Here is a 2,498-nt window from a genome sequence, read left to right on the forward strand (position 1 = left end):
GGGTATGGGGCTGGGGTCCGATTTCGAACGCCTCGACGAAGGCGCGGAAGGACTCGACCAGGACGACACGGCCGGGACTCCGGCAGGGCCGGCAACGCCGAGAAGGCGTCTCTTCACCCTGCGCAAAGAGCCCGTCATGCCGCTCCCCGAGGGTGGGACGGAAGACGGCACCGAAGCGGTGACCAGCAGGTCCGGCGCCCGTCTGTCGGACACGACGAAATGGTTCTGTGCCGCCGCCTACCTGCGTGACGACCATGTCGGGGCGCTGGCGAAGCTGGCCTCCACGTACTCGGTCGTCGCACCGCGGCTCTTGTGGATACTGCTCACCCGCCGCGATCGTGAGAAGCGGGACAAGGCACTGCGGGCGGTCTCCGGGATCCTCCCCTCGACCGACATTCAGTGGCCCGTGCATCTCGGTCATGCCTACGTCCGCTGGGTGCGGCGACGGGTCGGCCGTGGACGTCCCGTTCCGCCCCACGGCTTCCACCTCACCCCCGTCCTGCAGAACGCCGCCTCCGCCGAGAAGCTCACCATCCTGCGCAGAGTCCTCGTGCTGGCGGTGCTCGCCGCGTCCGCGCTCACCGGCACGGCCGCGGGGATCGGCCCGGCCCTGACGGTACTGCTCGGCGGAACCTGGGCCGTCTGTTACGTGGACCGCCTCCTCGCGTACGTCGGCTTCCGCAGGGCCCCCTGGACCGAGAGACGTGGAGGACGCGATCTGCGGTGGTGGGTGGGTCCCTGGCGTCGCCGCATGTTCCGGCGGGACCCGGGCGAGCGGGACGGACTCGTGGTGCCGTACACCCTGCGGCTGCGGGGTGACGGCCCTGCCCGGCACCACCTGGTGGGCGCGGGAACGGTGTGGTTCGAGGAGGCCATCGGCATCGACGTCACGCCGGCCGCCGCGAAGGACACGCTGAAGGACGAGACGGAGGAGGAGAAGCTCGTACGGCAGACGTTCCAGAGTGCCGACGAGATCCTCGCCGGTACCACGGGGCAGGGCGTCGTCGCCTTCACTCCGGAGGAGCTGCACCGGCACGTGGCCCAGGAGATGCGACGGCTCATCGACCACCGTCCCTCCCACCACCCGGAGAACCGGCTCGACGTGTTCGACGTCGCCGCGGTGTCGGCGGAGCGCTGGGACGACATCACCGACGAGGAATGGGATTCCCTGCTCGTCCTCGCCAGGCTCGGCACCGGTGCGGCGGGAGCCAGTTCCGCCACGAAGGAATCCCGCCGCCTGCTGTGCATACGCATCGTGTCCTGGGACGGCGAACTCGTCGCCGCGCTGTACGTGAGCTTCGCCTACGAGCATCACTTTCTGCGCATCACCATCCGCGCGCAGGTCATCCATCCCATCCATCCCACACTGCGCACCGGGGTGAAAGCGGCCGAGCGTGGTGGGGCCGGCTGGCATGCGCGAACCATGGTGAACGCCCTGCTCGACATCTTCGCGTTCCTCAACCGGCTGCGGGCGCCCCTGCGTTCGAACCGTGCGCCGATGGATCCGGGGCACGGACCTGTGAGCCTGCGGGAGGTCTACTCCTCGCGCTACATGGACGACATGCTCCAGTACGACGACGCCCGGCGGCACGTGGACTGGACGCAGCGCTGCGTCTTCCGTGCCGCGCTCGGCTTTCTCCGGGAGCACAACGTCGACATCAGCGCGTTCGTGCAGCAGGCCACGTACATCCTGCAGAACTCCGGGGTCATCAACTCGGGGGTCATGGGGGACGTCCAGAACCAGCCGCACGCCCGGAACTCGAACCAGAGCTCGAACAAGATCGCCGTCAACGCGGCGCCTACCTTCGGAGGAGACGGTTCATGATGAAGTTCGGTCCTCGCGGCGCACGAGGCCAGGAACCCGGCGCGTCCAACAGCGGCGTCCAGATCACCGGCGGAACGGTGGGCGACGTCCAGAGCCAGCCCGGGGCGGTGGGGTCCGTGCAGAAGATCCTGCGGGGTCCTTCCTCCGCGGGGTCGGACGACGAATGGACACGGACGCTGAACGCGCTCGACGCGGTGCTGACGGGTGAGCCGGAGGGGGTCACCGATCCGCAGAGTTGTCGTCAGCTGCTGGCTCTGATCCGTGAACAGAACATCGGTGACGCTGCTCAGCGGGACCTGGCAGGGTCGCGGCTCCAACTGATTCGGACGATGTGCACGGACGCTCAGTCTGTCCTCACGCTGATCGGCTCCGCGCTGGGACTGCTCGGCATCGCGACGGGCTGAGGCGGACGGGAACGGGGCCCGGCGGTCACCGGGCCCCGTCGTCGTGGTTTCTGCTGTCCGCTACGGGCGCCAGTCGATGAGGATGCCGTCGTAGAGCTCCGCGTCGGTGAGCTCCAGGGGGGTCGGGCCCGCGTGGAAGAAGGCCGTGTTGTCGGTCTTCAGCTTGCGGAGGTAGTCGAAGGCCTTGTTGTCGTGCTCGCCGAACGCGACGAAGGAGAAGAACACCGAGGGGTGGGTCTTCGCGGCGTCGCTGAGGGACTGGGTGGCGG

Annotated in this window: 2 protein-coding genes and 1 pseudogene; 2 read left to right on the forward strand and 1 reads right to left on the reverse strand. The window is 68.7% G+C overall.

Going from position 1 to position 2,498, the window contains the following annotated elements:
- Both GRC12_RS43600 and GRC12_RS43605 read left to right on the forward strand, forming a co-directional pair.
- The coding region (locus GRC12_RS43600) for a hypothetical protein (RefSeq protein WP_208785973.1) at nucleotides 1–1,825 on the forward strand (1,825 nt) is incomplete at its 5' end.
- The gene (locus GRC12_RS43605; protein ID WP_208785974.1) at nucleotides 1,822–2,229 is read left to right on the forward strand and encodes a hypothetical protein; all 408 of its coding nucleotides are present in this window, start codon (nucleotides 1,822–1,824) and stop codon (nucleotides 2,227–2,229) included. The genes GRC12_RS43600 and GRC12_RS43605, both read left to right, overlap by 4 nt.
- A 60-nt stretch (nucleotides 2,230–2,289) precedes the next feature.
- On the opposite strand, the pseudogene GRC12_RS43610 reads toward GRC12_RS43605, so the two are convergent.
- Nucleotides 2,290–2,498: pseudogene (locus tag GRC12_RS43610) on the reverse strand (VWA domain-containing protein); the annotation flags it as partial.

This window comes from Streptomyces griseorubiginosus (genome assembly GCF_017614965.1).
In the GTDB taxonomy this organism is placed as follows: Bacteria; Actinomycetota; Actinomycetes; order Streptomycetales; family Streptomycetaceae; genus Streptomyces; species Streptomyces griseorubiginosus_B.